Annotated in this window: 26 protein-coding genes; 16 read left to right on the plus strand and 10 right to left on the minus strand. The window is 44.6% G+C overall.

Features of this window, described 5'->3' with window-relative positions:
• Positions 1-23 precede the first annotated feature (23 nt).
• Positions 24-2774: a DNA polymerase I gene (gene polA / locus NEJAP_RS18925; protein ID WP_201348639.1), complete on the minus strand. Its 2751-nt coding sequence runs from the start codon at positions 2772-2774 to the stop codon at positions 24-26.
• A 101-nt stretch (positions 2775-2875) separates the two neighbouring features.
• Between polA and NEJAP_RS18930 the strand changes: the two genes are divergently transcribed.
• From NEJAP_RS18930 to uvrD, 3 genes are read left to right on the plus strand one after another with little or no spacing between them, the layout of a single operon-like run.
• The gene (locus NEJAP_RS18930; RefSeq protein WP_201348640.1) at positions 2876-3160 is read left to right on the plus strand and encodes a DUF2782 domain-containing protein; all 285 of its coding nucleotides are present in this window, start codon (positions 2876-2878) and stop codon (positions 3158-3160) included.
• 4 nt (positions 3161-3164) lie between these two features.
• Positions 3165-4142, plus strand: coding sequence for a homoserine kinase (locus NEJAP_RS18935; RefSeq protein ID WP_201348641.1), 978 nt, complete (start codon positions 3165-3167; stop codon positions 4140-4142).
• Positions 4143-4189: 47 nt separating this feature from the next.
• The gene (gene uvrD / locus NEJAP_RS18940) at positions 4190-6403 is read left to right on the plus strand and encodes a DNA helicase II (RefSeq protein WP_201348642.1); all 2214 of its coding nucleotides are present in this window, start codon (positions 4190-4192) and stop codon (positions 6401-6403) included.
• A gap of 13 nt (positions 6404-6416) precedes the next feature.
• On the opposite strand, the gene NEJAP_RS18945 is transcribed toward uvrD, so the two are convergent.
• Complete coding sequence (locus NEJAP_RS18945) at positions 6417-6782, minus strand: VanZ family protein (protein ID WP_028468158.1); 366 nt, start codon at positions 6780-6782, stop codon at positions 6417-6419.
• A gap of 115 nt (positions 6783-6897) precedes the next feature.
• Here NEJAP_RS18945 and NEJAP_RS18950 point away from each other — a divergent pair, with 115 nt between their 5' ends.
• A complete protein-coding gene (locus NEJAP_RS18950; RefSeq protein ID WP_201348643.1) occupies positions 6898-7461 on the plus strand; it encodes a lysophospholipid acyltransferase family protein in 564 nt (187 codons plus the stop codon).
• An 89-nt stretch (positions 7462-7550) separates the two neighbouring features.
• Complete coding sequence (locus NEJAP_RS18955) at positions 7551-8135, plus strand: DUF938 domain-containing protein (RefSeq protein ID WP_201348644.1); 585 nt, start codon at positions 7551-7553, stop codon at positions 8133-8135.
• Between the two features lie 61 nt (positions 8136-8196).
• Here NEJAP_RS18955 and NEJAP_RS18960 read toward each other — a convergent pair whose 3' ends face one another.
• Positions 8197-8586 (minus strand): acyl-CoA thioesterase, encoded by a 390-nt coding sequence (locus NEJAP_RS18960; RefSeq protein WP_201348645.1) that lies wholly within the window; start codon positions 8584-8586, stop codon positions 8197-8199.
• A gap of 240 nt (positions 8587-8826) precedes the next feature.
• Between NEJAP_RS18960 and NEJAP_RS18965 the strand changes: the two genes are divergently transcribed.
• From NEJAP_RS18965 to NEJAP_RS18990, 6 genes are all read left to right on the plus strand, one after another.
• Complete coding sequence (locus NEJAP_RS18965) at positions 8827-9798, plus strand: PstS family phosphate ABC transporter substrate-binding protein (protein WP_201348646.1); 972 nt, start codon at positions 8827-8829, stop codon at positions 9796-9798.
• Positions 9799-9941: 143 nt separating this feature from the next.
• On the plus strand, positions 9942-12212 hold the full coding sequence (locus NEJAP_RS18970) for an ABC transporter permease subunit (RefSeq protein WP_201348647.1): 2271 nt from the start codon (positions 9942-9944) through the stop codon (positions 12210-12212).
• A 27-nt stretch (positions 12213-12239) separates the two neighbouring features.
• A complete protein-coding gene (gene pstA / locus NEJAP_RS18975; protein ID WP_201348648.1) occupies positions 12240-13928 on the plus strand; it encodes a phosphate ABC transporter permease PstA in 1689 nt (562 codons plus the stop codon).
• A 39-nt stretch (positions 13929-13967) separates the two neighbouring features.
• On the plus strand, positions 13968-14801 hold the full coding sequence (pstB, locus tag NEJAP_RS18980) for a phosphate ABC transporter ATP-binding protein PstB (protein ID WP_201350729.1): 834 nt from the start codon (positions 13968-13970) through the stop codon (positions 14799-14801).
• Positions 14802-14860: 59 nt separating this feature from the next.
• Positions 14861-15604 (plus strand): phosphate signaling complex protein PhoU, encoded by a 744-nt coding sequence (gene phoU / locus NEJAP_RS18985; protein WP_201348649.1) that lies wholly within the window; start codon positions 14861-14863, stop codon positions 15602-15604.
• Between the two features lie 143 nt (positions 15605-15747).
• The gene (locus tag NEJAP_RS18990) at positions 15748-17274 is read left to right on the plus strand and encodes a diguanylate cyclase (RefSeq protein ID WP_236590998.1); all 1527 of its coding nucleotides are present in this window, start codon (positions 15748-15750) and stop codon (positions 17272-17274) included.
• Here the strand turns inward: NEJAP_RS18990 and NEJAP_RS18995 are convergent.
• The gene (locus tag NEJAP_RS18995) at positions 17271-17852 is read right to left on the minus strand and encodes a DUF1415 domain-containing protein (protein ID WP_201348650.1); all 582 of its coding nucleotides are present in this window, start codon (positions 17850-17852) and stop codon (positions 17271-17273) included. The two genes, NEJAP_RS18990 and NEJAP_RS18995, sit on opposite strands and share 4 nt — an antisense overlap.
• Positions 17853-17950: 98 nt before the next feature.
• Between NEJAP_RS18995 and NEJAP_RS19000 the strand changes: the two genes are divergently transcribed.
• The 4 genes from NEJAP_RS19000 to phoR all read left to right on the plus strand — a co-directional run bounded on the left by NEJAP_RS19000 (position 17951) and on the right by phoR (position 21533).
• Complete coding sequence (locus NEJAP_RS19000) at positions 17951-18496, plus strand: chorismate--pyruvate lyase family protein (protein WP_201348651.1); 546 nt, start codon at positions 17951-17953, stop codon at positions 18494-18496.
• 24 nt (positions 18497-18520) lie between these two features.
• The gene (gene ubiA / locus NEJAP_RS19005) at positions 18521-19411 is read left to right on the plus strand and encodes a 4-hydroxybenzoate octaprenyltransferase (protein ID WP_201348652.1); all 891 of its coding nucleotides are present in this window, start codon (positions 18521-18523) and stop codon (positions 19409-19411) included.
• Between the two features lie 76 nt (positions 19412-19487).
• On the plus strand, positions 19488-20183 hold the full coding sequence (phoB, locus tag NEJAP_RS19010; protein WP_201348653.1) for a phosphate regulon transcriptional regulator PhoB: 696 nt from the start codon (positions 19488-19490) through the stop codon (positions 20181-20183).
• A 36-nt stretch (positions 20184-20219) separates the two neighbouring features.
• Positions 20220-21533, plus strand: coding sequence for a phosphate regulon sensor histidine kinase PhoR (gene phoR, locus NEJAP_RS19015; protein WP_201348654.1), 1314 nt, complete (start codon positions 20220-20222; stop codon positions 21531-21533).
• Between the two features lie 8 nt (positions 21534-21541).
• On the opposite strand, the gene cysZ is transcribed toward phoR, so the two are convergent.
• Both cysZ and NEJAP_RS19025 read right to left on the minus strand, forming a co-directional pair.
• Positions 21542-22288 carry a sulfate transporter CysZ gene (gene cysZ, locus NEJAP_RS19020; RefSeq protein WP_201348655.1) on the minus strand — a complete coding sequence of 249 codons (747 nt, stop codon included), beginning with the start codon at positions 22286-22288 and terminating at the stop codon, positions 21542-21544.
• A gap of 14 nt (positions 22289-22302) precedes the next feature.
• Positions 22303-22530: a hypothetical protein gene (locus NEJAP_RS19025; protein ID WP_201348656.1), complete on the minus strand. Its 228-nt coding sequence runs from the start codon at positions 22528-22530 to the stop codon at positions 22303-22305.
• Positions 22531-22669: 139 nt separating this feature from the next.
• Here NEJAP_RS19025 and NEJAP_RS19030 point away from each other — a divergent pair, with 139 nt between their 5' ends.
• The gene (locus tag NEJAP_RS19030) at positions 22670-23608 is read left to right on the plus strand and encodes an NADP-dependent oxidoreductase (protein WP_201348657.1); all 939 of its coding nucleotides are present in this window, start codon (positions 22670-22672) and stop codon (positions 23606-23608) included.
• A 38-nt stretch (positions 23609-23646) separates the two neighbouring features.
• Here the strand turns inward: NEJAP_RS19030 and NEJAP_RS19035 are convergent, their stop codons facing one another.
• The 4 genes from NEJAP_RS19035 to NEJAP_RS19050 all read right to left on the minus strand — a co-directional run bounded on the left by NEJAP_RS19035 (position 23647) and on the right by NEJAP_RS19050 (position 26116).
• The gene (locus NEJAP_RS19035; protein WP_201348658.1) at positions 23647-24300 is read right to left on the minus strand and encodes a hypothetical protein; all 654 of its coding nucleotides are present in this window, start codon (positions 24298-24300) and stop codon (positions 23647-23649) included.
• A gap of 5 nt (positions 24301-24305) precedes the next feature.
• Complete coding sequence (locus NEJAP_RS19040; protein WP_201348659.1) at positions 24306-25295, minus strand: GTP-binding protein; 990 nt, start codon at positions 25293-25295, stop codon at positions 24306-24308.
• A gap of 174 nt (positions 25296-25469) precedes the next feature.
• Positions 25470-25895: a hypothetical protein gene (locus tag NEJAP_RS19045; RefSeq protein ID WP_201348660.1), complete on the minus strand. Its 426-nt coding sequence runs from the start codon at positions 25893-25895 to the stop codon at positions 25470-25472.
• A gap of 23 nt (positions 25896-25918) precedes the next feature.
• Positions 25919-26116, minus strand: coding sequence for a hypothetical protein (locus NEJAP_RS19050; RefSeq protein WP_329610922.1), 198 nt, complete (start codon positions 26114-26116; stop codon positions 25919-25921).
• Between the last annotated feature and the right edge of the window lie 42 nt (positions 26117-26158).

The following is a 26158-nucleotide window of genomic DNA, read 5'->3' on the forward strand; positions in this document are numbered from 1 at the left end:
AAAAAAAATACAGTTTATTGAAACTAATGTGCTTGCTCCCAATTTTCGCCACTACCCGCTTCAACAATTAAAGGTACATCAAGTTCCGCAGCATGCTGCATTTGCTTAGATACCTGTACACTAAACGCCTCAACCTGATCAGCCCTCACTTCAAAGACCAACTCATCATGAACCTGCATAATCATGCTGGCATCAAAGCCGCTATCAGGCAGCCATTGATCAACTTTAATCATTGCCAGCTTAATAATATCGGCTGCAGTCCCTTGCATCGGCGCATTTATCGCTGTTCGCTCTGCCGCTTGGCGCTGAATAGCATTACTCGCATTAATGGCAGGCAGATATAAACGCCGCCCGTATACAGTCTCTACATAACCTTGGGTTTTAGCTTTATCACGAATGTCTTCCATATAATTTTGCACACCAGGGTAAGTAGCAAAATAATGTTCTATGTATTTTTTCGCATCATTACGCCCAATACCCAACTGCTTCGCTAAACCAAAAGCTGACATGCCATAAATCAAACCAAAGTTAATCGCTTTTGCGCTACGGCGCTGATCAGCACTGACCTGACTGAGCTCAGTTTTAAAGACTTCTGCCGCTGTCGCCTTATGGATATCTTCTCCCTGAGAGAAGGCATTGAGCAAGCCCTCATCACCCGACAAGTGCGCCATAATACGCAGTTCAATTTGAGAATAGTCGGCAGCCACAAGAACATAACCTTCAGGGGCGACAAAAGCATGGCGAATGCGCCGACCTTCAGCCGTTCTTACCGGAATATTTTGTAAGTTTGGGTCCGTCGATGAAAGTCGCCCTGTCGCAGTTATCGCCTGATGGTACGAGGTATGAATACGTCCAGTTCGCTTATTAATCATCAAAGGCAACTTATCCGTATAGGTCGACTTCAACTTACTCAAGCTCCGGTGTTCAAGTAGTAACCTCGGTAGTTCATACTCCAACGCCAGCTCTTGTAAAACCTCTTCAGCCGTAGACGGTACACCTTTAGGTGTTTTCTTTCGCACTGGTAACTGCATTTTCTCAAACAGTATCACTTGCAGTTGCTTAGGCGAAGCCAAGTTGAACTCTTCGCCCGCTAATTCATGCACCGAGCGCTGCAGCTCTGCAAGGCGCTGCTCTATCTCTAGGCTCTGCTTACCCAGTAGGTTTGCATCCACTTTAGCGCCATGACGTTCAATTTTAGATAACACAGAAATCAATGGGCGCTCTATGTCAGCAAAAACACGGCTTAACGATGCCTCTGTGGATAACTTTGCATCCAATGCTTGGTGTAAACGCAACGTGATATCCGCATCTTCAGCCGCATATGGACCAGCCTGCTCAAGATCAACTTGATTGAAAGTCAGCTGCTTTTTACCTTTCCCGGCAATCTCTTCAAAGGTAACCGTTTTAACGCCCAGATACTTTTGTGCAAGGCTATCCATGTCATGACGAGTAGCCACTGAGTTCAACACGTAGGATTCCAGCATCGTATCAAAAGCAACGCCTTTTAAGTCGATCTCATAGCGAGCAAGCACGTTCATATCAAACTTAATGTGCTGACCTACTTTTTTATGAGCATCACTTTCTAATAACGGCTTTAACTGCGCCAAAACTGAATTACGATCCAGCTGATCTGGTGCACCCATATAATCATGTGCTAAAGGAACATAAGCGGCCTCTCCTGCCTCTACTGCAAAAGAAACACCTACCAGCTCAGCTTCCATATAATCTAGCCGGTCTGTTTCGGTGTCAAAAGCAAAAAGATCAGCGGATTTAAGCTTATCAAGCCAACGATCTAGCTCCGCCTGCTCAGTAATCACCTGATAATCTACGCTTTGTGGTACTTCAGGCATCGCAGCTACTGCGGCCTTTTCGACTGCTACCGCTTCAATACCTTCTTCAAGCTCTTTTACCCAACTGCGAAATTCATAGGTATTGAAGAGTTCCAGAAGCTGTTCTTTATCCTGTTTAGGATGCTTGATATCAGAAAGTTCAAAATCGAGCGGGACATCCGTTTTAATGGTGGCTAGCAAATACGATAAATCAGCTGCTTCTCGGTTCTCTTCTAATTTTTTTGCCATTGTTTTCGAACCACGAAAACCTAACTCAGCGATATCATCTAAACGTTGATAGAGCTCTGAAATCCCACCAATACCCTGCAATAAAGCCAGTGCTGTTTTTTCTCCAACACCCGCCACACCGGGAATATTGTCGCTTTTATCGCCCATTAATGCCAAGAAATCGATAATTAGATTAGGAGGAATGCCGTACTTCTCCTCAACTCCTTTCTCATCCATGACAGTATTTGTCATGGTATTAATTAAGGTGACATGTTTATTCACCAGTTGCGCCATATCCTTATCGCCCGTGGAAATCAAAATATCACACCCTTGCTCAGTCGCCTGCAAAGCCATCGTACCAATCACGTCGTCCGCTTCCACACCTCCCTCAACAATCAGAGGCAACCCCATTGCACGGATAATGCTGTGTATCGGCTCTATCTGTAAACGCAGATCATCTGGCATAGGAGGGCGATGTGATTTATATTCAGCAAAAATTTCATCACGGAACGTCTTCCCTTTAGCGTCAAAAATTACGGCGATACGGCTGTCGGGGTACTGGTTAATCAAGCTACGTATCATAGAGGTGACTACACGAATTGCGCCACTGGGCGTACCATCACTGGTGCGCAAATCCGCTTGTTGGGAAGCAAAAAAAGCACGGTATAAATAAGATGAACCGTCGACTAATATAAGGGGGGCTGGTTGCTGGGTCATTATCAATCCGTCAGTTAGTTATCCCTGAGACTTTACAGAGCAAGTGTCCGGGCTCACAATCATAGTAAAAATGGCACGACCAAACCAATGGGTATGGAAGAATGAGTAAACAATTACTGATATTACTGGCACTTTTTATGTCAGTTACCGCTTTTGCCGCAGGTGTACCTGGAGATCCTGAAGAGGGTCAGCCAGACATTAGTATTCATCATCAGGATGATACCACCTATTACGAATACCGTATCAATGGTGAGCTAAGAGAAATTAAAGTGGTGCCATCCGTTGGTAAGCCCTATTATCTGGTTCCTTCAGAAGGACATGGGCCTATGGTCCGTATTGAAGAATCATCACTCCTGATCCCTAAGTGGGTTATTTTTCGCTGGTAATCACGTGGCCGTATATACACAACTTTCGCAAGACGACATGACAAACTTACTCGCCCAGTATGACTTAGGGCAGTTAGTTTCCTATAAAGGCATTGAAGGCGGTATTGAAAATACCAATTACTTCGTGACGCTCGAAAAAAACCATCAGCAAACTGAATATGTGCTGACAGTGTTTGAAGAGTTTGGCATGGATGATATGCCCTTCTTTGTCGAACTCACAACTTGGCTAGCTGAGCGGCAATTACCTGTGCCATTCCCTTTTAAGGATAGCAACGGCATTGCACTCAAAAAGTTACATAATCGCCCGGCACTCATACAGCCACGCTTTAGCGGCGAGCATGTTGCTCAACAAGATTTAACGCCTGAGCACTGCGCCTCTATCGGAACGCACCTAGCCAAATTTCATCTAGCGGCAGAAAATTTCTATTTGCGCCGACAAGCGCATCGCGGAGTGTTCTGGTGGAGACGTGAAAGCCAGAATATTCAACGCCACTTAAGTAAAGAAGATGGCGAGTTACTGGCGCAAGAAGTCCGCTTATTTGATGAGCTACGCGAGCAGCCTTGGGGGCTTCCTATGGGCATTATTCATGGCGATATGTTCCATGATAATGCACTGTTTGAAGGCAACCAAGTATCGGCCATTCTTGACGTTTATAATGCCGCGACAGCCTTCTTGTTATTTGATTTAGCAATCGTCGCTAACGACTGGTGCACTCTACCCAATGGGACGATTGATGCTCCGCGCGAACAAGCATTATTAAAAGCTTATCATGCCCAAAGGCCGTTCACCGCTGATGAGTACAAAGCATGGCCACAGCTAACACGTACTGCGGCAATGCGTTTTTGGTTATCACGCCTTATTCCTGCATGTGGTATTGAGCAAGCAGGCCGTCAAAGTGGCGACATGGTGATTAAAGACCCTGATGAGCTTAAACGTATACTACTCAATCGCATCGCAACCCCTTCAAACCTGCCTAGCTAAAAACTAGGCAGTTTTCCACTGAACTCATAAAGAAAGCGCCTGTAACGATGGATGTAACTGCAATAATTGATGGTTTAAACGATGCGCAACGCAGCGCCGTAACGGCACCGGTACAAAACCTATTAATACTGGCCGGTGCAGGTTCAGGAAAAACACGCGTACTGGTGCATCGTATTGCTTGGCTCGTACAAACGGAGAACATCTCTCCTTACTCCATCATGGCAGTGACCTTTACCAACAAAGCGGCACGCGAAATGCGTGGTCGTATAGAAACACTGCTGGGCGTTAACCCCAATGGCATGTGGGTCGGTACTTTCCACGGTTTGGCACATCGGATATTGCGCGCTCATTGGCGCGACGCAGGCCTTAATGAGAACTTCCAAATAATGGATAGCGAAGATCAGCTACGGCTGATAAAACGTCTATGTAAAGAGATGTCGTTGGATGATACTCGCTGGCCTGCACGTCAATTCCAATGGTTCATCAATGCGCAAAAAGATGAAGGCTTACGCAGTCGCCACTTAGAACGAACAGCCGATCCACATGACATCACCATGATTCGTATGTATGAAGCTTACGAAGAAGCGTGTGATCGTGGCGGAATGATTGATTTTGGTGAACTTCTACTTTGCTGTTTAGAACTGTTACGCGATCGTAACCCATCATTGCTACAACATTATCAACAGCGCTTTCGTTACCTGCTCGTTGATGAGTTTCAAGACACCAACGCCATTCAATACGCATGGCTAAGATTACTCTGTGGAAATGACCGCAAACTTATGGCCGTCGGTGATGACGATCAGTCTATCTATGGTTGGCGTGGTGCGCGTATTGAAAATATTCAGAACCTGCCAGAGCATTTCCCTGGGGCTGACACAATACGTTTGGAGCAAAATTATCGCTCGACACAAACCATCCTCAAAGCGGCTAACGCCGTTATTGAAAACAATCGCGGGCGCTTAGGAAAAGAACTGTGGACAGATGGCAAAGACGGAGAAAAAATCAGTCTTTACGCGGCCTTCAACGAGCAAGATGAAGCACGCTTTATTGTCGGCCAGATCCAAAAGTGGGTTGACGAGGGCAACCTACGCTCAGAATCCGCTATTCTTTACCGCTCAAACGCCCAATCCCGAGTTCTAGAAGAAGCACTCATCCGTAGCGGTATGCCCTATAAGATTTACGGCGGTCATCGTTTCTACGACCGTTTAGAAATTAAGAATGCCTTGGCTTACCTACGCCTCGTATCCAACCGCGAAGATGATACAGCTATGGAGCGCATCATTAATGTGCCCACACGCGGTATCGGTACTCGCACAATCGAAATAGTTCGCGAACAAGCCAGAGCAGAAAACGTATCGATGTGGCGTGCCGCCAATGAAGTCGTAGAGTATAAAAAGCTGCCCTCTCGCGCACTGACAGCACTACAACTCTTTCTAGATCTGATTAACCAGATCGATACCGATTCGATGGGCACAGAGTTACACGAACAAACAGACCATGCGATCCAGCTCAGTGGTTTAATCGATCATCACAAGAAAGAGAAAGGTGAAAAAGCCCAATCTCGATTAGAAAACCTTGAAGAACTGATTAACGCGGCCAAACAGTTTAGCGGTCAATGGGTCGCTAGCCCTGAAGAGGAAAATGTAAACGAGCTATCTGCCTTTTTGGATCAAGCAGCTCTTGATGCAGGTGATGCACAAGCAGCCGACCACCAAGATAGCGTTCAGCTAATGACCTTACATTCAGCCAAAGGTCTAGAATTCCCGATGGTTTTTCTCGGTGGAGTAGAAGAAGGTTTATTTCCACACAAGATGTCCGCTGATGAACCGGGTCGTATGGAGGAAGAACGCAGACTCTGTTATGTCGGTATTACCCGCGCTATGCAAAAGCTGTTTTTAACTTACGCCGAATCCCGTCGGATGCATGGTCAAGAAACGTTTAACCGCCCTTCGCGTTTTATTCAGGAAATCCCTTCTGAACTGATCGAAGAAGTACGCTTAAACGCTAGTGTCAGCCGTCCAATGACCTCAAGAAATGACTATAACAACTCATCCAATAGCAAATTTAGCCCAAACTCGGTTCAAATGGATGACGGCACCCCTAAACTCTATATTGGTCAACAAGTGCGCCACCAAAGCTTCGGAGAAGGCATAGTCCTGAACTGCGAAGGCACAGGCCCTAAAGCCCGTATACAGGTTAATTTTGAAAATGTCGGCATGAAGTGGCTAGTCTTGGGCTTTGCTAAGTTAGAGCCGGTGTAAATACCGGCTACATTCAATTAGCAGGCTTTACATCGAAGAAAAATGTAGCCATGCGGGCCAATAACATCCCACATAGTAACCCTGTGCTATTGGCCAGCATATCCAACCACTCACCATAGCGATTTACGTATGGCTGGATGAGTTCAATAGCGCCGCTCCAGCCAATAAAAAACATTCCAATAATTAACCAGTACTTAGGCTGGCGTAATGCGACAGGGAACATTAAACCTGCATAAGCGATAAAATGATGTGTTTTGTCCGTTCCCGGCACACTAGGCAAACCATCCGCAGGCCATAAAGAAAGAAGCGTAATAGCCAGCAGTATCAGTAATGTAATTGCCAACCAGAATCGACTCAGCAGTGTTAAAAGCGTACCCATTAATACCCTCTACATTTTTATTTCTAACGATTGAGCAGTTCTCACTCGCTAAGCAATGCCGTTATACTTCACTTCGTCTAGAATAAAAATAATAAATTTCAGAGACTGCACCTGCATGCTACAAAAAACCATGTTCACTGCTCCGATTATTCGCCCGCTGCTACGTAGCTTTTCACGCGTGACACTTAAGCTCTTAGGATGGAAAGTTGTTGGCAGTATGCCTCAAGATGTAAAACAATGCGTTTTAATTGCAGCACCGCATACAACCAACTGGGATATGCCTCTAAGTTTGATGATAGCGTTTTCGCTAGATACTCAGCTGCACTGGATTGGTAAGCAAAGCATTTTCAAATTCCCATTTGGTAGTTTAATGCGCTGGATGGGTGGCATACCTGTTGACCGTTCACACTCCAATAATATGGTCAACGCAACAATAGAAAAATTCAAAGAGCTACCCGAACTACGTATAATGATGTCGCCAGAAGGTACTAGAGCGCGCGTAAAACAATGGAAAAGTGGTTTTTACCATATTGCTCATGGAGCACAAGTACCTATTGCGTTAGCCTTTGTTGATTATAAAAACAAACGTGGGGGTATCGGAAAATTCATCACGACAAGTGGTGACTATGATAAAGATATGATCGACATAAACACTTTCTATAAACCTTTATGTGACTAGCATGAACGAAACTGTTTTGTTTTTCTTTTGTCTTAACTCTTAGCGGCCAACCTATTAATTAAATTATCAACAAAAGAACATTAGTTCATATGCTCAATTACAGCGAAGCGTGCGAGCGCAACAAACAATCGATTTTAGAAAAACTGTCTACTTACTTGGCATACCGTAAAACTATTTTAGAAGTTGGTAGTGGTTCAGGCCAACACGCATTGTTTTTAAGTTCACACCACCAGCACCTGACTTGGCAGCCCTCTGATCAAGAGCGATACCTAGATGCTTTGCAGATTAACATTGAACAATATGCCTCCCAAGGCGTTTTATCCCCCATCGAACTGAACGTAAACAGCGTTTGGCCTAACGCCTTGTATGACGGGGTTTACACCGCAAATACATTACATATTATGAGCTGGGAAGAGGTACAACTTTTTTTTAAAGGCATCGGTACACTCATCGAAAAAGGCGGCTATTTATTTGTTTATGGCCCTTTTCGCTACAACGACACCTATACATCAGCGAGTAACGCACAGTTTGACCAATGGCTGAAAGACCGTGATCCTGCGAGCGGAATACGTGAGTTTGAAGCCGTTAATACCCTTGCACATGAACAAGGGTTATCTTTGGTAGAAGACTGCTTGATGCCTGCCAATAATCAATTACTTATCTGGCAACGTTGATGCTTCAATAGCAGCTCTAAATAGCAATGTTTTCTAGACAAGTGTCGCAATTAAGTAAAACTTATTCGTAAGAACGAATATGTCCATCATCATTAATAGCGACTTGTACACATTCGGTTTCTGTCACTTTTCGTAAAGCTCGTCCATCAGGGCAGCGCCCCCATACCTCTACTTTCATACGAATAGAACTATTACCCGCTTCGACAATCTCCGTATAGAAGCTCAGAATGGTGCCCACAAGTACCGGTGACATAAACTCCATCCCACCAATAGATACTGTGGCAACACGACCTGCGGTTTCACCTCCCGCACGCATCTCGGCAGCGAGTACAGCTTGCGAAGATACCCAACCACCATATACATCGCCAAAAACATTAGTCGCTGCATGACTAGCAGGGACTCTTAATGTCAACTCACCACGAGGTTCTAAATCAGATTGTTCACTTTTCATTATTTTTCTTATTCAATATTTTGTTATTTTTAACAGTTCAAAGACACTTATACAAATTTAGACTTAAGTATAAAACAGCTATACCATCTTAGCAGATACAGAAACGTTACCCCTAACAATTCAATGACTTTAGCCTGCTTTTCAGCTTACTGCCTGAAACTGTCACATTCCTGTCACAAACAGTATTTATATTACGGCCAACTTACTTAATAAACCCTTAGTTTGTTTGGAGCTAAAAAAATGAAACCCATGAAGAAGTTATTCGCGGCTGTAGCAATGACTGCCACATGCCTAACAGCTAACGCTACAGACCTGCTGGATGCTAACCTGCCAACGTATACAAAAGCTTCTGGTGTATCTGGCAACTTGTCTAGTGTGGGTTCAGATACATTGGCTAACTTAATGACGTTGTGGGCTGAAGAGTTCAAACGTGTATACCCGAATGTTAATGTTCAGATTCAAGCGGCTGGCTCTTCTACTGCGCCACCAGCACTGACAGAAGGCACCTCTAACATGGGCCCAATGTCTCGCAAAATGAAAGATAAAGAGATCGAAGCATTCGAGAAAAAATACGGCTACAAGCCAACACCTGTCGCTGTCGCTATTGATGCCCTTGCGGTATTTACACATAAAGATAACCCAGTTAAAGGATTATCTATTCCGCAGGTTGATGCCATTTTCTCCTCTACTCGTAAATGTGGCGCGCCAAAAGACGTCACTACTTGGGGACAAGTAGGTGTTGAAGGGGCTCTTGCAAACAAAAGCATTCAGTTATTTGGACGTAACTCTGTGTCAGGCACTTACGGCTACTTCAAGAAGAAAGCACTGTGCAAAGGCGACTACAGAAATAATGTAAACGAGCAACCAGGTTCAGCCTCTGTTGTACAGTCAGTATCGACTTCATTGAACAGCATCGGCTACTCAGGCATTGGCTACAAAACATCTTCTGTCCGCGCTTTACCACTGGCTAAAAAAGAAGGCGGTAAGTTCGTAGCAGCAACACCAGAAAACGCTGTTAGCGGTGCTTACCCACTGTCTCGCTTCTTATACGTTTATGTTAACAAAAAGCCAGGCGCATCTCTTCCTCCAATGGAAGCTGAGTTCCTGAAAATGGTACTGGCTAAAGTAGGTCAGGAAGTCGTTGTAAAAGATGGCTACATCCCATTGCCAGCAAAAGTTGTTGCTAAACAGATGGCTGATCTAGGCTTGTAAAAGCAGCCGACTAAACCCGCTATGTTGGGAGTGTCGAAAGACACTCCCTTTTTGCGTTTATGACGCCCCTGTAACATTAGTGTCACATAATTTGCTTACCCTGTAGCCACTATTATCATGGATCCATCAGGACTACATTCCCCATGAGTATTGAAAATACATCAGCTCCTCAAATTGACTTCAACACGCCTGCTCAGCTGCGCATGCGTAAGTTTCGCGCACTCAAGGATAGAATGGCCTCAGGTAGCATTGCGGTTGGCGGCATTAGTGTCATCGTTGCGATTCTTCTGATTTTCTTCTACCTACTTTACGAAGTAATGCCGCTATTTCAGTCGGCTAAAGTGCAGCCATGGCAGCAAAACGAGCAGGCAATAGAAAGCTACCCTATTCCTGGTAGTGGCAACACCTTATACCTATCCATGGAAGAGCAAGCTGAAATCGGTGTTCGTGTTACTGACCAAGGGGAAGTTCTCTTCTTCAATACCTTGAACGGTTCAATTATTAAATCTGAAACGATTGATATCCCAGCAAACAGCAGCATTACGGGCCTTTCTACCATCTCAGACCCACTACGCCAATTTGCTATCGGCTTCAGCAACGGGGATGCACTGGTCATTCAACACAATTACGCCTCTTCGTATCCAGATGGTGAGCGCGTTATTACCCCCTCTCTGATTTACCCTTTAGGTAAAGCACCCATTCAGATTGGTAACAGACCGCTTAAGCTTTTAGGTATCTCTCATACTGAAGAAAACTGGAATTTGATCGGTGGTGATGAAACAGGGCTGACTCAAACTAAGATATCTGTCGAAGAAAATATGATGACAGGTGAAATTGAGACGACAACAGAGTCAGAAGCACTTCCTCAATTTAATCTAAAAGCTCAAAAGCTCTTATTATTCCCAGACAGACGTTGGTTACTGGTAGCAGGTAAAAGTACACTTGCCGTCGTTGACCTTAAAGCTGAAGACGGCCCACAAACAACACAAGTAATTGAAGCCAGTAAAGGCAATATTACCAACTTCCAAATGCTGCTAGGTGGTAATGCTGTACTCATCGCCGACGATTTAGGAAAAGTATCTCAATGGTTTCTGATTCGCGATGAAGACACTGACTGGAAATTCACTAAGGTTCGTGAATTTAGTGGAGGCAACGCAGCCATTGTTGACCTTACTATCGAGCATCGCCGCAAAGGCTTCGCCTCTATTGACGAGCTAGGCACTCTGCGCCTGTTCAACACCACAGCTGAACGCAACGCACTCACCGCAACAGTTGTTGAAGGTACTGCAGATAGCATCAGCTATGCACCACGCTCAAATGCCATGTTTATCGAAAAAGATGGGCAGCTATCTTTATTAGAAATTCATAACGAGCACCCCGATGTTTCTTGGTCCGCTTTGTGGGATAAAGTCTGGTACGAAGGCTATGAAGAACCCGAGTATATCTGGCAGTCATCTGCGGCCAACAATGACTTTGAGCCTAAATACAGCTTAATGCCATTAGCTTTCGGTACGTTGAAAGCCGCTTTTTATGCCATGCTATTAGGTACGCCACTGGCCATTTGTGGGGCAATCTATACTGCTTATTTCATGATTCCTGCGATGCGTCGTAAGGTAAAACCTTTCATCGAATTAATGGAAGCATTGCCTACGGTTATTCTTGGCTTCCTTGCAGGCTTATGGTTGGCGCCCTTTATGGAAAACCAGCTCGCAGGCATCTTTGTCACTCTTCTTTTTGTACCTATTGCGATAGTTGCATTCGGCTTTGCCTGGGCACAAGTGCCTAACAAATACCGTTTCATGATTCCCGAAGGTTGGGATGCCGCGTTACTCCTTCCTGTCGTTATCCTCGCTACGCTATTCAGTCTATCTGTCTCTGATGGTATAGAAGGCATTCTGTTTGGCGGTGATATGCGCCTATGGATGAGCAATGAATTAGATATCTCATACGATCAACGTAACGCGCTCGTTGTTGGTATTGCTATGGGTTTTGCTGTTATCCCTACCATCTTCTCAATCACAGAAGACGCTATCTTTGCTGTACCTAAGCATCTGAGCTATGGCTCATTAGCGCTGGGAGCAACACCATGGCAAACACTCACACGCGTTGTGCTGCCTACAGCTAGTCCAGGGATCTTCTCTGCCTTGATGATAGGTATGGGACGTGCTGTTGGTGAAACCATGATCGTATTAATGGCCACTGGTAACACCCCTATTATGGATATGAACATCTTTGAAGGAATGCGTACCTTAGCCGCCAACATTGCGGTAGAAGTACCGGAGTCAGAAGTGGGTAGCACTCATTACCGTATTTTGTTCCTCGCGGCCTTTGTTCTATTCATGTTTACCTTTGTGGTCAATACATTGGCTGAACTGGTACGACAACACTTACGTAAAAAATACGGTTCTCTGTAACCCATTGATGATTAAGGATTAAAGACGATGAAAGTCTCTTTTACAGAATGGACCAAGTCCGGTTCACCGTGGGTCTGGTTAAATGCAGGGGCAGTAGCCATCTGTGTAATTATGGTCATAGGCCTACTTTCCCTCATAGCCGTACGTGGTCTTGGGCACTTTTGGCCAGCGGATATTCAGCAAGCAACATACTCCCTTAATGGAGAGAAAAGCCTTGTTATTGGCGAGATTGTAGAATCAGAGCAAGTACCTGCTGAGCAGCTGCGTGATGCCGGTGTTATCGTTCCTGAAGGGACTCTGATGATGCGCCGTGACCTCATGAAAATTGGCAACCGCGATGTTACGGGAACCGACTTCACCTGGGTTTTGGATGATAATCTATCTGATCGTAGCAACCCCGAAATGCTGTTCACGGCAGAGCGTCGTGAATGGGGTAATTTTTATGGTTACCTGCGTGCGCTTAAAGAAGGCGATAAGCTCGTTGGTCAATATGACGGCTATGAAAAGACCCCTGAGTATGTAGCATTATGGGAAAGCTTTGAAGCCAGCATTGAGCGTGCTCTGATCATACGTAAAGATATTTACCAAATCGAGAAGCATGAAATTGGCTCTATCAACTATGAGCTTGAGCGACTACGTTTAAAGCAACGTGCGCTTGAATTAAAAGAGGTTTCTGATCCAGCGCCTTATGCAGAGATCGATGCTCGTAGAAAGGAGCTAAATATCTCTTACGAAGGTCTACAGCAAAGCTTGCTTGATCTTTACACGGAGATCAATCGGGATACTATTATTGCAGAAGTGTCTGATGGCCAAGAGATCGATATTGCTGTCGCTAAAATTGTCCGCGCATTTCGCCCAAATGACATGTCTGTCGGCGCTAAGCTGATTCACTATGCTGAAAAAATCAAAGAGTTCGTCTCAGACGACCCTCGTGAAGCCAACACCGAAGGCGGTATCTTCCCTGCGATTTTTGGTACTGTGATGATGGTTGTACTAATGTCGATACTGGTCACACCGTTTGGTGTTATTGCAGCGGTTTACCTTCGTGAATATGCTAAACAAGGCTTTACTACTCGCCTGATCCGCATCGCCGTTAACAACTTGGCAGGTGTTCCATCAATCGTTTATGGTGTGTTTGGGCTTGGCTTCTTTGTTTACTTCCTTGGAGGCAACATCGATAGACTGTTTTATCCAGAAGCATTGCCATCACCTACTTTTGGTACGGGAGGCCTAGTTTGGGCATCAATCACACTCGCACTATTGACAGTGCCGGTTGTTATTGTTGCCACAGAAGAGGGGTTATCACGTATACCTCGTTCGGTGCGTGAAGGCTCACTTGCTCTTGGTGCAACCAAAGCAGAAACCTTATGGAAAGTTGTATTGCCGATGGCCAGCCCTGCCATGATGACAGGTGTTATCTTGGCTATAGCACGTGCTGCCGGTGAAGTAGCTCCGCTGATGCTCGTCGGGGTGGTCAAATTGGCACCTAGCCTACCGCTTGATGCTAACTATCCGTTCCTACATTTAGATCAGAAATTTATGCACTTGGGCTTCCACATCTATGATGTTGGCTTCCAAAGCCCGAATGTAGAAGCAGCACGCCCACTTGTTTATGCAACAGCTCTGCTTCTGGTTGCGGTTATTGCACTACTGAATATTTCAGCGGTGCAAATTCGTAACCACCTACGTGAAAAATATAAATCGCTAGAAATGTAACGCTGTATAACGAATAACTTTGAGAAGGTTAGAATGAAAATGACGACTAACGCTAAAACACATGGTATCGATATCTCATCGTTGCAGCGTGAAGCCAGAACTTTAGATCTGGATACCGAAACAACGACGTTAAAGGTAAGAGATCTACGTTTATCCTATGGTGATAAGGAAGCACTCCATGGTATTAACATGGATATTCCAAAAAAACGTGTAACCGCATTCATCGGACCATCCGGTTGTGGTAAATCAACGTTGTTACGCTGCTTTAACCGTATGAATGACCTAGTAGATGGCTGCAACATTAATGGTCAGATTCTACTCGACGACAACAATATCTTTGATCGCACTGTTGATGTTGCTGATTTACGTCGCCGTGTTGGCATGGTTTTTCAGAAGCCAAACCCATTCCCAAAATCAATTTATGAAAACGTTGCATACGGCCTACGTATCCAAGGTATTAAAAAGAAGCGTGACATAGACGATACCGTAGAATGGGCTCTAAGATCTGCGGCTTTGTGGGATGAAGTAAAAGACCGCCTGCATGAAAGTGCGCTAGGTATGTCCGGTGGACAGCAGCAACGTTTGGTTATTGCTCGAACGATCGCTGTAAAGCCTGAAGTTTTACTTCTAGATGAACCGGCATCAGCACTGGATCCTATCTCTACGTTGAAGATTGAAGAGCTAATCCATGAGCTTAAAAACGATTTCACCATTGTTATCGTGACACACAACATGCAACAGGCCGCCCGCGTGTCAGACTATACTGCTTTCATGTATATGGGTGATCTTATTGAGTTTGGCGGTACCGACACTCTCTTCACCAACCCAGAAAAGAAGCAAACCGAAGACTACATTACTGGCCGTTACGGTTAATAATAAGACATATAAACTTTTCGTTTGTGAATCACTAATAAGGACGGAGTACCGTTACCGTGGAACTCACTAAAGATACATATTCGACCCATATCTCTCAGCAGTTCAATAATGAACTCGAGCAGATCCGCACCGAACTTCTCACTATGGGTGGCATAGTAGAGCGCCAGGTGCACGATGCAGTGGAAGCACTATTAACCGGCGATGCCGAATTAGCAGAGCGCTCACGTCGCGTTGATAAACAAACCAACGAAATGGAGCTGATGATTGATGAGCGCTGCACTACCATCATCGCTAAACGCCAGCCTGCAGCGAGTGACTTGCGCCTAATCGTTGCCATCTCCAAAGCCGTTAATGATCTTGAGCGGATGGGAGATGAAGCCAGCCGTATTTGCCGTCATGCCATCGAGTTAGTAGAAGATGGCGAATCACAACGTGGCTACCAAGAAGTCCGTCATATAGGCAACTTGGTACGCTCCATGGTGAAAGATGTATTAACAGCCTTTGCGCGTAACGATACCGAGCTTGCCTATCACGTCGCCAAGCAAGATAAGGCGGTTGATCAAGAGTACCGTACCGCGATGCGCTCCCTCATGACTTATATGATGGAAGATTCACGTGCAATCTCCAGTTGCTTAAATGTTATTTGGGTATTACGCAGCTTGGAGCGTATCGGAGATCATTCACGTAATATGTCTGAACACCTAATCTACCTTGTAAGTGGCACTGATGTTCGCCACCAACCACTTTCAAAGATTAAACAGACGGCAGGTATTAGTGAATCAGAAGAGCCTAAAGAGTAGTTATATCTACCTTATTGCTTAAAAAAACAGCCGGACCGGCTGTTTTTTACTTTGATAAAAAACAGTAACGACTGACATATTCCAAAAGTTTCGCTTGTTCTAGCCGCTATACATATGACAAGTAAACATAAGTGGTATTACACATGTCTAACGCTGCGCTGAACCAATATGTTGTCTATGGTGACCTTAATTGCCCGTATAGCTACGCTTTGCACGAACGCCTGAAAGCGCTCAACCTTCTCGATAAAGTTGATTACCGCTTAGTAGAGCATGCACAAGATATTGGCCTTTATGAAAATACCCCCGATATGCTCGCAGAACTGGCGAGTGATGTATTTTCAGTACGCAGTTATGCCAGTGAAATACCTATTTCTCTTCCGTCTGAACGCCCCGATAGTCGTTTTGCAATTCTATGTGTCATTGCCGCAGCACAAATCGATAGCCAAAAAGCCATTATTTTTAGAGATCTATTTTATAAAGCGATGTGGGTAGACGGCTTAGATATTGCTAGCCCTACGGTTATCTATGATTGCTTAGAAGCCGCTGATTTACCGACTGAACTGTCTATCGATATGGATGCCGAAGATATACTTGATGAGTGGCAAGATCGCTGGGAAAACAGTCACATAGGGTCACGCGTGCCTGTTATTTTCTCACCCGATAGCCGAAAATTAATTGGCCTAGCATCCATCGATGAAATTAGTGCTTTTTTTGCCGGAGAAGACAACAAGGTCGAATACGACTCCCGAGAAATGTGTAAGTACTCCGAACATCACACGATTGCCGTTTTTGCCAGCGAAGGCTTAACACCGGTATGGCAGCTCATTGAGGCATTGCGCAGCGACTACAACATTCTGCTCCCGGCAACACTAGGTGACTTGAAGCAGCAATTAGAATCTGCAGAGCAAACACCCGATCTTGTATTAATACACGCAACTGATGACTGGTTAAATAATCTATTACTTTGCCAACGTCTGATACAAAATATCAACAACACTTTTGTACCCATTGCGATAGTCGGCGCAGAAAGTGACGATCAACAAGAACTTAAGGCCTATGCACATGGCGCCTCTGATTACCTCGTTCAAGATCGTGCGGCGGGTATTATCCGTGCGCGTATCAGTATGATGTTAGAGCTAAAAAGATCACGTGATTTCCTCGAGCGCTCAGCCCGTATTGATGGATTAACAGGCGTCAATAATCGTAGGGAATTTGAAAAAAGCTTAGAAATGGAATGGCGCCGCAGTGCCCGTACCCGCCAACCCCTCTCTTTAATCATGTTAGATGTTGATCATTTCAAAGCGTTTAACGATCGCTATGGCCACTTAGCAGGTGATAGCTGCTTACGACGCCTGGCTGGCGTAATGCAAACTACAATTAACCGCTCCCATGATGCCGTGTGTCGCTATGGCGGAGAAGAGTTCGCCATTCTACTACCAGATACAGACACAAAGGGTGCGAAACGGGTAGCACAAGCGATTCGCGACCAGATCATGTTATTGGGCATTGCTCATGACCGCTCATCAACCGGTTTAGTGGTAACCGTTAGCCAAGGTGTCTCCACCTTAATCCCTTCTAGCAGCAACAGCCCTCACGAACTCGTTGAGCATGCGGACCAAGCACTCTACAAAGCAAAAAGCAGCCAACGAAACTGCGTTGTCGCTGCTTAATCAATAAAATCAGCAAACGGCGGGAAGCGCTTCTCTAAGCCTTCGCGCCCCATCTCTTGCAGTAATTTGATATTACGTTCAGGAATCTCTTCCGGGTTATCGTAATGCATCAACACCCGGCTCATTTGACCTTCACGAATAATATGTACCATCGGAAACGGGGAGCGATTCGTCCAATGGCTCAAGTCATCAGGAGCAACCCCAGCAAACAGGTATGCAGGGTGGAAACTAGCGAGCTGAAACACACCTGATAGTCCGGCTTTTGCTAGCAGTTTTTCAAAATGAGCGAGTAAATCAAGATAATCATAAAAGTCTGCCAAGCCTTGCGGCATTATCAACAAGGTTGTGGCGATTGTTTTCTCATCAGCATCTTGAATAAGATTAAGTTCTTTTAAAAAATCACTGGCCAGCCCCTCGGCGGTTTGCGCATCACTAACCGCATAGCGCAAGGTATCATGGCGTACCACAGGAGCAGCAAAAGGGCACAGGTTAAGTCCAACCACAATGGTCTCGACCCACTCACGGCTTAAACTAATCACGTCTTCACATTTATATTCAATACTTGTGTTCTTTTTCATAGCGGCATCCTAATCCAAACAGCCTCAATGAACCAGTCAGATATACTGTTTATAGACAGATAAGGTAGAATATAGCCCGGTTAAATAAGGAAGATACTGTGCCCATTCCCTCCGCTCTGACCTCCATGAATTTTGATGTTCGCTGGACAGGCCTGCGACGTGTAACACGTTTGCATGCACCGTTGTGCTGGCAACGCTGGCTAACCGACCGTGCGTCACTCACGCAACATTTACTCAACGCCAGTCATGGTAAATTTCGTGTAGAGGTGGTGCGCCAAGGCTGGGCTCGCCCTACTCGCTCAGAAGCACTCACACTGGGTATCCCCTTACGTCAGTTGGCCTTAATTCGCGAAGTGCATTTGTTAGGCAACGACCAAGTGTGGGTTTATGCGCGTTCCATCATTCCAGCATCCACAATGACAGGCCGTGAGCGCCAACTAAGCCATGTGGGAAACCGTTCTCTAGGTAGCATCCTGTTTAGTGATCCGACCATGCACCGTGGGCCATTACAAATTTCACGTTTACGCCTATCCAATCAACAAACCGTTTGGGCGCGTCGTTCTAAGTTTTTCCTATCAGGAAAACCTCTCCTTGTATGTGAAGTTTTTCTCCCAGCACTGGAGAAGGTACACTACACCCCATAATTCAAACTTGCCGATACTAACGCCATGTCAGAAACCATACCACAGCCTGCTTTATCCCTTCGGGAGCGCTTTGCGATCTATATTGATCTAACAAGGTTTAATCGCCCCATTGGAAGCTATCTACTACTTTGGCCAACGCTTTGCGCGTTATGGATAGCGGCAGAAGGCATCCCCGACACCAAACTTATTATTATCTTTGTACTAGGTGTCTTCCTCACTCGCTCAGCTGGCTGCGTTATCAATGACTTTGCTGACAGAAAAATAGATGCTCACGTTAAACGTACCTCACAACGCCCGCTGGCAACCGGCCGTATTCGTAGTAAAGAAGCACTGACTCTGTTTGCCGTATTGATGCTAACTGCATTTAGCTTGGTGCTTTTCACTAATAAAATGACTATTTTAATGTCATTTGGTGGGTTGTTTTTAGCTTCTTTATATCCCTTTATGAAGCGTCATACTCACTTACCACAAGTCGTTCTTGGCGCTGCTTTTGGTTGGGCTATTCCAATGGCATTCACCGCGGTAAACGAATCCATCCCTACCATTGCCTGGCTCATCTATATAGCCAAAATACTATGGACTGTGGCTTACGATACTATGTATGCCATGGTGGATCGTGACGATGATTTAAAAATCGGTGTGAAATCTACTGCCATTTTATTTGGAGATTTAGACAAAATAATTATTGGTGCTTTACAGCTATTAACCCTCATTATTTTCCTTTTAGTGGGCCAACAACTTAACTTTAGTTGGAGCTTCTATTTAGGCGTAGCGATAGCTGCCATTCTCTTTATATACCAACAATTTTTGATTAAAGACCGAGAGCGTGAGCCGTGCTTTAAAGCGTTCCTAAACAATCATTATGCTGGATTAGCTGTTTTTGCAGGCATTTTTCTGCACTATATGACACTTTAAGACATAGATGTAACATTTATGTCATATAAAAGCAGTGTAATACTCCCGACATATTTTATGCGTAGGGACGGTTAACATGTCTACTAGTAAACAAGTTCTAATTGTTGATGATGAAGCACCCATTCGTGAAATGATTGCTGTTGCTCTTGAAATGGCAGGGTATGAATGTAGCGAAGCAGACAATGCACAAACAGCACATGCCATGATTGTTGATCAACAACCTGACATGATTTTGCTCGATTGGATGATGCCTAACATGAGCGGCATCGAGCTAGCGCGACGCCTGCGAAAGGATGAAACAACCGCTGACATCCCCATCATTATGCTGACGGCCAAAGGCGAAGAAGAGAATAAGGTAAAAGGTTTAGAAGCCGGTGTTGATGACTACATCACTAAACCGTTTTCGCCTCGTGAGCTAGTTGCTCGTCTAAAAGCAGTGTTAAGACGTGCTACACCTAAAGGTATTGAAGACCCAGTCTCTGTTGACGGTTTAACACTTGATCCTGTGTCGCATCGCGTCACATCAAATGAAAACCCTATTGACCTTGGGCCAACCGAGTTTCGTTTATTACAATTCTTTATGACCCATCAAGATCGTGCATATTCACGAGGCCAACTATTAGATATGGTATGGGGTGGTAACGTTTATGTAGAAGAACGAACGGTCGATGTGCATATTCGCCGCTTACGCAAAGCGTTAGGTAATCAACATGATTATCTGGTACAAACAGTCAGAGGTACGGGTTATCGTTTCTCAACAAAAGTAGCTTAATTAAGCTGTCTAATACTACAGAGTAAAACGGATTTTATGCAAAACTCGCCACATGCATCTTTCGGTAATCTTATTATTATTGCATTCATATCTGCAACAATAGGGCTACTTATCGGGTATCTAAGTTGGGGCTTAGTTGTGGGCTTATCTATCTGGTGTATTTTGCAAATACGTCAGACAGAAAAGCTTAGAACCTGGCTGCAACGCTCCGATACCATACCGCCAGAAGCACAAGGAGCGTGGGGTGATATTTTTGATGATTTAGCACGTATTCAAAAACGCCAACAAGGTAAAACCAAACAGTTAAAAGACATCATTGTGCGTTTTCAACAATCCTCATCAGCTCTTGCCGATGCCTTTGTTATTATTGATCAGCATAATAATCTTGAATGGTGGAATTTATCAGCAGACCGCTTACTTGGACTCAAAGCATCAGCTGATCGCGGTAAGCCTGTAATTAACCTATTACGTGACCCTCGCTTCATTCGCTATTTTCGCAAAGGTAATTATGAGGACCCTCTGCAGTTACCAAGCCCAGTATTAAATGACACCGTTCTGCAATATCAGATTACAGAATTTGGTTTTGGCGATCGCCTTTTAGTTGCGCGTGATATCACACAGCTCGTTCGACTTGAGCAAACAAGACAGGATTTTGTCGCCAACGCATCTCATGAATTACGTACTCCGCTGACCGTTATACGTGGCTATTTAGAAACGTTTCTTGACCAAGAACTGCCAAAACCGTTAACCCGCGCTATGAATCAAATGCAAATTCAGGCGAGTCGTATGGAAAGCTTAGTCGCTGACTTACTCTTCTTATCACGCTTAGAAGCTAGCCAGCATATTCCAGATGAGAACCCTATACGTATTCAAGAAATGCTCCACTCTATCCAACAAGATGCTCTTATTTTGGCGCGTTCACAAAATAAAACACATGAGATTACGCTAAATATAGACACAGAATATGACCTTTTAGGCCAGCCTCAAGAACTCCACAGTGCATTCTCAAACTTAATTTTTAATGCAGTCAGGTATTCACCGCAAAAAGGGGAAATCAATATTCAGTGGTGGGTTGACCAAGAAGGTGGACACTTTGCTGTACAAGATAATGGGTTAGGTATTGAGTCTATTCATTTATCACGCCTGACCGAAAGGTTCTACCGTGTTGATGAGGGACGCTCCTCCTCAACCGGTGGGACAGGACTAGGGTTAGCGATAGTAAAGCACGCCTTACATCGCCATGGAGCCAAATTGACTATTGAAAGCCAACTTGGCAAAGGCAGCCTATTCAGCTGCCACTTTCCTCTGGACATGTTAGACAAAGTAAAACCCTTGGAGTCTATTGTCTAAGGGTCTCTTTAATGACCCACTTTTTGCTTAGCGCAATGCTCTTCACACCAAAATAATGTCGCTCCAATAACAGCAGCCGGCATCATAATTAGATTTACCAGCGGTATCATCATGCCAACTTGAACAAGGGCGCCAAAACTAAGTGATGTTAAGCGCCGTTCAGCCAGCATAACCTTCATTTGCCTAAAACTAACTTTATTGTTATCCATCGGATAATCGCAATATTGGATAGCCATCATCCACGCACCAAACAAAAACCATAAGAAAGGTGCAATAACATTCACTACGGGAATGAAGCTGATAATCAATAGTAAAAGCAAACGTGGTAAATAATAAGCAACTTTTGATAGCTCACGCTGCAACGCACGAGGAACGGTAGCCAACATCCCTTTCCAGCCCTCATCCGCCATAACCGCGCCGCTACGCATCTTCTCAACCTTCTCTGATAGGAAGCCATTAAAAGGCGCGGCAATTAGGTTAGCCACCATTGAGAAACCGTAATACACCGTAATTAATACCAACACAGCAAACAGCGGCCACAACAACCAATCCAGGAACGACATCCACTGCGGTAGTTGCCCCAACCAATAATTAACCCAGCCTTCAAACTCGTTAACCAGTAGCCAAATTGCACCGGAAAATATCAATATGTTGATCAGCATCGGTATCAATACAAATTGCCGAATGCCGGGTTCAGGCAACATACTGAACCCTCTGAGCAAATACCCTGCTCCTTTTACCGGATTGCCTCGCATTTTCCCTCCTAATATTAAACGATGAAGTTAACCGCAAGACGTAAGACCAAACCAACGATCATCATCATCATGCCTGCACGGTTAACCTTGAACTCTTTAGGGCTAAACTCAATGGTAGGCTGCCAAAACATCACTAAAGACTTAAAGTCTTTTGTTCTGCCGGCATACATAGCCAGAGAGACTAAAAAAACAATAAGACCACCCCAAAACAGTATTTGTTCAAGTAATACTAAAAAGTACATGTTTTCTCACTTATCAGCCGATTTTAAAACAGATAAGACTAACAGAATTGCTTTGTTCAGGCTGCAAAGATAACCTCTAATATTTTGAAAATAGCGAACCCTTTAGACGAACTATTAAGGCCCACCTAGGAGAAACCCCATGAAAGCGATCCGAATACATACCTTCGGTGGACCCGAAGCATTAGTTTATGAAGAAGTACCAGAACCGCAGCTCAAAGCAGGTGAGGTTCTCGTTAAAAATCATGCCGCAGGCGTTAACCCTATTGACTGGAAAACGTGCAGTGGCGGTGGTGCAGCGCCCTTTATCGGAGACCTCCCATTTACACCGGGTTGGGAATTCTCAGGCACAGTCATTGCCTGTGGAGCCGATGTATCAGGTTTTACATCGGGAGATAACGTCTTTGGTTTTGTACGGTTTCCTAGTGCAGCAGGGTGTTATGCCCAAGAAATTGCAGTGCCTTGTGATCAAATTAGTCTGTTACCCGCGAAGTGCAACCTAACAGAGTCTGCAGGCCTTTCACTAGCCGGACTTACTGCATGGCAAGCACTTTTCGATAAAGGCCAACTGCTCGCCAAGCAAAAGGTTCTGATTCTGGCCGCTGCAGGAGGTGTCGGCCACTTAGCGGTTCAACTCGCAAAATGGAAAGGTGCTACCGTCATAGGTACCGCATCACAGGCAAACCAATTATTCCTTACTCAACTAGGGTGTGATCAAGTCATTGATTACCATCAGCAACACGTTAGTGATGCAGTACAAGATGTTGACTTAGTCATTGACGGTGTTGGCGGGCAAACAGCGATAGAAGCTCTCGCTTGTCTGAAAGAGTCTGGCACAATGGTCACGCTTCCCTCGGTAACAAAAGATGAAGTAATAGCCGCAGGTGAAGAACGAGGCCTCACTGTTTTGCCCCTGCGTGTTGAACCAAATGCCGAACAATTACAATCATTAGCCCAACTGAATGCGAGCAAGGTATTACGTTTAAATGTTACAACAACCTACCCTATAGAGCAGACAGCTGACGCTTTTAAAGATATTGCATCCGGTCATACCCAAGGTAAGGTAATTCTTACCGTATAAACCATAGCTAACAAGCCAAGGTCATGACTTTTAAAAGCCTATGACCTAACGGTTTGCGCGTTAAATGCTCGTACCGTTTGAACGGCCGCCTGTAAATAACGGCTTCTATCTGCTTTATCTTCAATTTCAAACGCCAGTGCTTTAATCAGCTCTGCTATTTTGCTTCTCTTTACTCCGTGTGTCGCCTTCCAATCAGCATATGCATCATCAAATACAATTTCAGCAGCCGGCCCTATATGTTCAGCGAGACCTTCTTGTAAATTGCCCATCAGCCCCGTCAGCTCAACTTCTACACGTCTTTGATTTTCAGTGTTTGGTGCTGTGGCGGCATGAACAACGGGTGGCTCTACATCTGGGGAGGTTAGCTGCTTTTTGATGCGCGCCAATGAAGATCGTACACTGGTATTAATCAATGCAAGATTGACGTCTTTATCTGTCAGCAAAGCTAATATAGTTTCATCGGCGATGTAATAACCAATTAATAAGCTCTCCTCCAACTCAATAAATATTTCTCGATGGCTGCAGCCCATGCCTTCAACCGCCATAAACATTTGATAAACAACTCGGCAAGCGCCCATCAGGTTCTCTTCAAGCGTCTCAGGAAATGTGGAGGCCATCATTTCATCAGCTCTCATCAAACAACTATGGTGTATTCCACCTAAACGTCCAAAATCTTTTAGTATCTTCTCCATTTCAATTAACTCCACTGTAACAAGTCATCAACTTGCTGTTTGAGTGTCCTGACAGAGACTCGGTTTGAAGATTGCACCCCAAGGGCCTTTTCACCCCCAAGAAATACTGAAAGATTGTCTTCTTTGCTGCTCTTTATACAAATATTTTGAACGGAACCTAAGCCAGAGGCTTCCTCAAAGACATTCACCACACCGGCAACAAAGCCCACAAAGTCATTTACGTCTGTCGACTCAATAGAGGATGTAATAATCTCGCCCATATCATCCGTTAATACTGCCCCACGAACGCCTTTCAGATTCATCACATCATCAATAATTGAGTCTTTCATAACGACCTCCTCTCCTAGATAATCCTGAATGGCAAAGTGGGCGTCATCCTGTGGCAATTCCACTTCTTCAAATAATGTTTCTTCTTCACTATCCAGCGCCTGACTAACAAGGCCTGACCAGCCATCAAAGGTAACTTTATCGCCCACCAGCTCTTCCACTAAGGGCAGCACGCTACTCGCTTTACGCGCATCAATGAAACGTACCGATGCTTCAATTCCCAATTCTAATAGCGCTTTCTGGTACTCAAGCAAACTAGGGTCATCTCGTAAATCAGAACGGGTAACCCCTAAGATGACTTTTTTACGAGCGATCAGTTCTGCAAATTCTTGCGAGTAATATTTAAGATCACGCATTGGGTAATTACGTGTGTTATCCACTAAAAAGATAATCCCAGCACAGTCTGCTGCCAGATTATTGGCAAGTAATTCCCACATGAATTTAAAACGCGCTTGCCCCGGCGTACCGTAGAGCTGTACACCTTCGTTATCATTCAGCGTGAGGCATCCATAATCCATGGCAACCGTAGTCGTGGCCTTGCGTAATCCCGTCATATCAGAAGCTTTTGCTTCTGTTTCAAGATTATGGTGACCGTCACATACCGCACGGATAGCCGACGTTTTACCGGCGCCTACAGGGCCAATAAAGAGTAATTTATGATAATGCATGCGTACCCAAAATTATTATTGTTATTACGCGATGGTGTCAGAGGAGTTCCTGCCGACTACTGTTTGCTCAGCATTTAGTCTAAACAGAATTAAAAATAGTCGATATATGCAGATTATTGAAGTAACGGACTGTTGTTCTTGTAAGAATGATGAAAATAAATGACAAACTGTCTTTTATTGGCTACAAAAATACTTTTGCTGTTTCATTAAAAAGCGGCAACCCTCGCCTTTAATGTTATGGTTCCAGCAATAATATTTGGCCCAGGCTTTATCGTCTTCCGTCGGTGTTTCACGATATTCAGGCACACCATCACAAAACCCTTCACTGGCTTTTGCTTGACTCAAGCATGCTTTCAAAAATACACCCTGATTAACGGTACAACTAAACCCTAAACACCCATCAAATTGTTGTAAGGTAGTATCTAAACAGTTTTGTTGATCCGTTGTTTGACCATAAGCCTGACCATCGTGTTTAAACTGTTCAGTAATAACCGCCCTTTCCTGATTAAAGTCCGCCAACCAGCTATCTCTGTTTAGCCAAAAAGAGATCGCAGCAACAACCAGTATCAACAACATGATTAAGAGTGATTTTTTGAACATAATATACTTTTATAATTCCGAAATTAGCTGCGCTTATACAGACCGATAATACAAAAAAACAACCCGATAACAGAGAGCAACATACCACCATTAACAAACTGGGGATGCCTTGCCATATAGGGAATGAAGGAATGATTATTCTCTTGATCGCACACGAGTAGTTCATAATTAAATGAACCACCTAGGTCCAAGCAGTCATTAACGAGAGACTGCTCATACATATAGCCCCCCATGAGTAATAAACAAGGGACCACCAGCAATAT

This window comes from Neptunomonas japonica JAMM 1380, from assembly GCF_016592555.1.
Classification (GTDB): Bacteria; Pseudomonadota; Gammaproteobacteria; order Pseudomonadales; family Balneatricaceae; genus Neptunomonas; species Neptunomonas japonica_A.